Annotated in this window: 7 protein-coding genes; 6 read left to right on the top strand and 1 reads right to left on the bottom strand. The window is 63.5% G+C overall.

What is annotated here, in order from left to right; genetic code table 11:
• Positions 1-245: 245 nt before the first annotated feature.
• The gene (locus WCB02_RS13645; RefSeq protein WP_423958751.1) at positions 246-503 is read right to left on the bottom strand and encodes a DUF6894 family protein; all 258 of its coding nucleotides are present in this window, start codon (positions 501-503) and stop codon (positions 246-248) included.
• 327 nt (positions 504-830) lie between these two features.
• Here WCB02_RS13645 and pqqA point away from each other — a divergent pair, with 327 nt between their 5' ends.
• From pqqA to pip, 6 genes are all read left to right on the top strand, one after another.
• On the top strand, positions 831-911 hold the full coding sequence (gene pqqA / locus WCB02_RS13640) for a pyrroloquinoline quinone precursor peptide PqqA (protein ID WP_009031067.1): 81 nt from the start codon (positions 831-833) through the stop codon (positions 909-911).
• 137 nt (positions 912-1048) lie between these two features.
• Positions 1049-1978 carry a pyrroloquinoline quinone biosynthesis protein PqqB gene (pqqB, locus tag WCB02_RS13635; RefSeq protein WP_423958750.1) on the top strand — a complete coding sequence of 310 codons (930 nt, stop codon included), beginning with the start codon at positions 1049-1051 and terminating at the stop codon, positions 1976-1978.
• Positions 1975-2754: a pyrroloquinoline-quinone synthase PqqC gene (pqqC, locus tag WCB02_RS13630; RefSeq protein ID WP_423958749.1), complete on the top strand. Its 780-nt coding sequence runs from the start codon at positions 1975-1977 to the stop codon at positions 2752-2754. Before pqqB ends, pqqC begins: the two co-directional genes overlap by 4 nt.
• Before the next feature lie 9 nt (positions 2755-2763).
• Positions 2764-3075 carry a pyrroloquinoline quinone biosynthesis peptide chaperone PqqD gene (gene pqqD / locus WCB02_RS13625; RefSeq protein ID WP_423958748.1) on the top strand — a complete coding sequence of 104 codons (312 nt, stop codon included), beginning with the start codon at positions 2764-2766 and terminating at the stop codon, positions 3073-3075.
• Positions 3072-4280, top strand: a complete 1209-nt coding sequence (pqqE, locus tag WCB02_RS13620) for a pyrroloquinoline quinone biosynthesis protein PqqE (protein ID WP_423958747.1) — start codon at positions 3072-3074, stop codon at positions 4278-4280. Before pqqD ends, pqqE begins: the two co-directional genes overlap by 4 nt.
• The coding region (pip, locus tag WCB02_RS13615; RefSeq protein WP_423958746.1) for a prolyl aminopeptidase at positions 4270-5179 on the top strand (910 nt) is incomplete at its 3' end. The genes pqqE and pip, both read left to right, overlap by 11 nt.

Genomic DNA, 5179 nt, shown 5'->3' with positions numbered 1-5179 from the left:
ACGCCGGCCAGCAGCAGACTGCGCGGCGACAAACTCCTGGTCATGTCGTTGCTCCCCTTTTTATCGCGTTTTATGGCGGCTTTTCTCTCGCGCAGGCAGCCGATCGCTGCAGGCGCGGGTCGCCTTTCAGTCGCAGTCTCCAATATTTTGGCGCAAGCAGGCAATTGGAAAGATGGCCGGACGGCACCCCAATCCGGGACCGGTTGCGCCACAGCGCGGTTGCGAAATGCAATGCGGGCGCGGCCTCAGTGCCGCGTGATCCGTTGATCCGGCAGGTTGAAGATCGCCTCGGCGAATGGAAATTCCAAGACGATCTCGCCATCGTCATCGGTCACCTCGATGACGGCACTCAACAGCGCGCCATCGGCACCTTCGCTGCGGACCAGTTCCTGGATCATCGCGCGCGCGACATCCCAGGCGCGGTCGGGATTGCGCAGCTCTTCGCCTTCGGGATCGACGATCAGCTCTTCGCCGATCCGCGTGTTAAAAAAATATCTCGGCATCGATAATCCAATGGGGTGGAACGCGCAGAATTGGAAGCCTCAACAATCTCACAAGTTCTTTATTCCGAGTTCTTTATTCAATGTGCATGGGATAGGGCCGAGCCGCCGCCGCGGGCGGCCCCGACCATGGTTGCGCCGCGCCCTGTCGTCAAACCCGTTGATGGCGCGTTGCTTTGACACCCCCGGGCGCACGGTAGCGCAATAGGTCTTCGCGCTGCAACATGGGACACGCGCAAGTTTATGATAAAAGATTTCGCTGGCGAACTTTTCCCGGCGCGGTAGTTTAACAGCAGGGCGGAAGATCGTCCCTTTGCAAGGAGAGCCAAAATGGCCTGGAAAACACCGAAGATCGTCGAAGTGCCGGTTGGCATGGAAATCAACATGTATGCGTGCGCCGCCCGCAAGTAAATCAGGCGACGACTGACGTAACAACGCAGGTGGACTTCCGGGCGCGACACGGTCCTGCTCTTGGGATCGTGGCCGATCGGGGTCCACCTTCTTGGCATTTGGATTTCCAGCAAGTCTAGAATTCCGGGAGACGGATCATGCTTCGCGTCGTCGTCCTGGGCGCCGCTGCAGGCGGCGGTGTTCCGCAATGGAACTGCGGTTGTCCGGTGTGTCGGGCCGCAAGAGGCGACCATCCCGCGCTCAGGAGTACCCAGGCATCCGTCGCGGTCAGTGCCGACGGCGACCATTGGTTCCTGATCAATGCGTCTCCCGACCTGCGCCAGCAACTGATCGCCACGCCGCAATTGCATCCCAAATCCGGCCAACTCCGCCACACGCCGATCTCGGGCGTCGTTCTCACCAATGGCGAGGTCGACGCCGTGGCCGGGCTGCTCTCGATGCGCGAGGGTTCACCATTCACGATCTACGCCCATGCCAAAGTGCTGGCGATCCTGAAAGCGAACAGCATCTTCAACGTGCTCGGCGAGCAGAATGTGCGCCGCGAGCCGATCGAGCTGGACCGGCCATTCGAAGCGCTACTGCCAGACGGCTCACCGAGCGGCATCGAAATCCTCCCTTTTGCAGTTCCCGGCAAGGGGGCGTGGTATCTTGAGGGCAAGATCCATCCAGGCGGCGGCGGCGACAAGGGTGACACGCTCGGACTTCGCATCGAGGACCGGGCGACCGGCAAGTATCTCTATTTCCTCGCGGCTTGCGCGGAAGTGACCGACGCCCTCAAAGCCAGGCTGGCCGGCGCGCCGCTCGTGTTCTTCGACGGCACGGTGTGGCGTGATGACGAACTGGTGGCGGCGGGCCTCGGCACCAAGACAGGACAGGCGATGGGACATATCGCGATGTCGGGACATGGCGGCGCGATCGAAAAACTTTCCGGTCTGGATATCGACCGGAGGATATTTCTGCATATCAATAATTCGAACCCGGCGCTGCTGCCGAACTCGGCGGAGCGCCTCATCGCCGAACGCGCGGGCTGGCAGATTCCCGCCGACGGAACGGAGATCGTGCTTTGAACGTCGCAATCCCCAGCACCACGACCGCGTACTCGATCGGCAAGAGCACACCCCTCGACAATGCCGCTGACCTCGAAGCCGCGCTGCGTCACATCGGCGCCACGCGCTATCACAGCCTGCATCCGTTTCACCGGCTGTTGCATGGCGGCAAGCTGAACAAGGGGCAGGTGCAGGCCTGGGCGCTGAACCGCTACTATTATCAGAGCACCATCCCGATCAAGGATGCGGTGGTCATCTCGCGTTTCCGCGATCGCGGCATCCGGCTGGAGTGGCGGCACCGCATCGAGGACCATGACGGCGATGTCGGCAGCGAGGGCGGCATCGAGCGCTGGCTGAAGCTGACGGAGGGCCTTGGCCTCGACAGCGGCTATGTGGAATCGACCGAAGGCATCCTGCCCGCGACGCGCTTTGCGGTGGAAGCCTATGTGCATTTCTGCCGCGACAAGACGCCGCTGGAAGCGATCGCCTCCTCGCTGACCGAACTGTTCGCGCCCAACCTGCATGAAGAGCGCATCGCCGGCATGCTGCAGCATTATGATTTCGTCAATCCGGAGATCATGAGCTATTTCAGCCGCCGCCTGCAGCAGGCGCCGCGCGACGCCGGCTTCGCGCTCGCCTATGTCAGGGAGCATGCCAATACCCGCGAGCAGCGCGAGATGGTCTGCAATGCGCTGATCTTCAAGACCAACGTGCTGTGGGTGCAGCTCGATGCGCTCTATCATGCCTATGTCGAAGGCCACATTCCGCCGGGCGCCTTCGTGCCGCAGGCGGGCTAGCGGCAGGCCATGGCAAGTCCCCGTCATATCAGCGTGAGCGAGGCCAGCCGCCCGCATCTGCCGCGGCATGCGAAACTGAGATTCGACGAGACCCGCAAGGTCTGGGTGATCCTGGCGCCCGAGCGCGTGCTGGCGCCCGACGAGATCGCGGTCGAAGTGCTGCAGCTCTGCGACGGCGTGCGCAGCGTCGAACAGATGGTCGATCATCTGGCGGCCAAATATGCCGCACCGCGCGAGGCGATTGCCGCTGACGTCGTCGCCATGCTGCAGGACCTTGCGGACAAGGGATTTCTGACCGAAACGCGCGAGAAGACGTCATGAGCGAACAACTCGCCGACAGCCACATGAAGCCAACCGATCCGAAGGACGGATTGGCGGTACTGGAACAGCAACGCTCGACCGCCGAGACGTTCGGGATTCCGCTTGCGGTGCTTCTCGAGCTGACCCACCGCTGCCCGCTGCAGTGTCCCTATTGCTCCAACCCCGTCGAGCTCGATCGTTCCAGCATCGAGCTGACCACCGCGGAATGGAAGAAGGTGCTCTCCGAGCTCGCCGAAATCGGCGTGCTGCAGGTTCATTTTTCCGGCGGCGAGCCGACCGCGCGCAAGGATCTGGCCGAACTGGTCCGGCACGCCACCGATGTCGGGCTCTATACCAATCTCATCACCTCGGCCGTGCTGCTCACGCGCGAAAAACTGTCCGATCTGGCCGACGCCGGGCTCTGCCATGTGCAGATCAGCTTCCAGGGCAACGAGCCTGCCATCGCCGACCGCGTCGCCGGCATGAAGCACGCGCATGCGAAGAAGATCGAAGTCGCGAAGTGGACGCGCGAACTCGACCTGCCCCTCACCGTCAACGCGGTGATGCACCGGCAGAACCTGCATCAATTGCAGGACATCATCCAGATGGCGGTCGACCTCGACGCCGACCGGCTCGAGGTCGCCAATGTACAATATTACGGCTGGGCCCTGAAGAACCGCGTCGCGCTGATGCCGACGCTGGCGCAGCTCGAGGAAACCACAGGGATCGTCGAGGAGGCGAGAGTTCGGCTGAAAGGCGTGCTCGCGATCGACTATGTGGTGCCGGATTATTACGCACTGCGACCGAAGAAGTGCATGGGCGGCTGGGGCCGGCAGTTCTTCAACATCTCGCCGGCAGGCAAGGTGCTGCCCTGCCATGCCGCCGAGACCATCACCGGGCTCGAATTCGAGTCGGTGCGGTCGAATCATTCGATCGCCTGGATCTGGCAGAATTCCGAGGCCTTCAACCGCTATCGCGGCACCGGCTGGATGAAGGAGCCGTGCAGGAGTTGCGAATTCAGGGAGATCGATTTCGGCGGCTGCCGCTGCCAGGCCTTTGCGCTCACCGGTGATGCCGGCAACACCGATCCGGCCTGCACGCTGTCGCCGCTGCATGAGGCGATCTTCAAGCAGGCCGAGCTGGACGCGGCGTCCGAGCAGAACCGTTTCCTGTATCGCAACTTCGCCGGTGGCACGCTGGAGACGGGCGGCGACCATGGCGCCTGACGCCGGCGCGGGACGCAGCCAGCGCTCGGATCCCTTCGCGCCGCTGACCTCCGAACACCTCGCCGTCGGCGACGGCCACGAACTCTATGTCGAAAGCGTCGGCCGCGCCGGCGGCATCGCCGCGGTCTATCTGCATGGCGGTCCGGGCAGCGGCTGCCAGCCCGATCACCGCCGGCTGTTCGATCCCGAGCGCTTCCATGCCGTGCTGTTCGACCAGCGCGGCGCCGGCCGCAGCCGCCCGAAGGGCGAGCGCCAGCACAACACGCTGCCGCATCTGATCGCCGACATGGAAATGATCCGGCAAAAATTCGGCTTCGAACGCTGGCTCGTTGCCGGCGGCTCCTGGGGCGCGACCCTTGCGCTGGCCTATGCGGAACAGCATCCCACGCGAGTCTCCGGCCTGGTGTTGCGCGCCACCTTTCTCGGCACCCGCAAGGAAATCGAGACCGCGTTCTCCGACACCCTGCCCCGCTTCTATCCCGATCTCCACCAGGATTTTCTGAGCGCCTTACCGGCCGAGGAGCGTGCCAACCCGGTCGATGCCTATTGGCGCCGTATCCTCGACCCCGATCCCGCCGTGCATCTTGCGGCCGCGCGCGCCTGGCACGACACCGAACGCATCCTGTCCGAGCATGCCTCTTCGCGCACGCGGCTCGACCCGACGCCGAAATCCGGCGGCGCCCCGCCCGCTACGCCCTACATGGAGGCGCATTATTTCGCCAATGACTGCTTCATGCGGCCGCAGCAGCTTCTCGACGAAGCGGCAAAGCTCGCCGGCATTCCCGGCATCATCGTGCAAGGACGCTATGACCTGTTGTGTCCGCCGGCGACAGCGCATGCGCTGGCGGCGAAATGGCCGCACGCGGAAGTCCGCGTGATCGGCGGCGCCGGCCATTCGC

The sequence above is a fragment of the Bradyrhizobium sp. genome, assembly GCF_049581145.1.
Taxonomy (GTDB): Bacteria; Pseudomonadota; Alphaproteobacteria; order Rhizobiales; family Xanthobacteraceae; genus Bradyrhizobium.
Note: the sequence above shows the minus strand (reverse complement) of the source record. Positions and strands in the feature narration are given on the sequence as shown.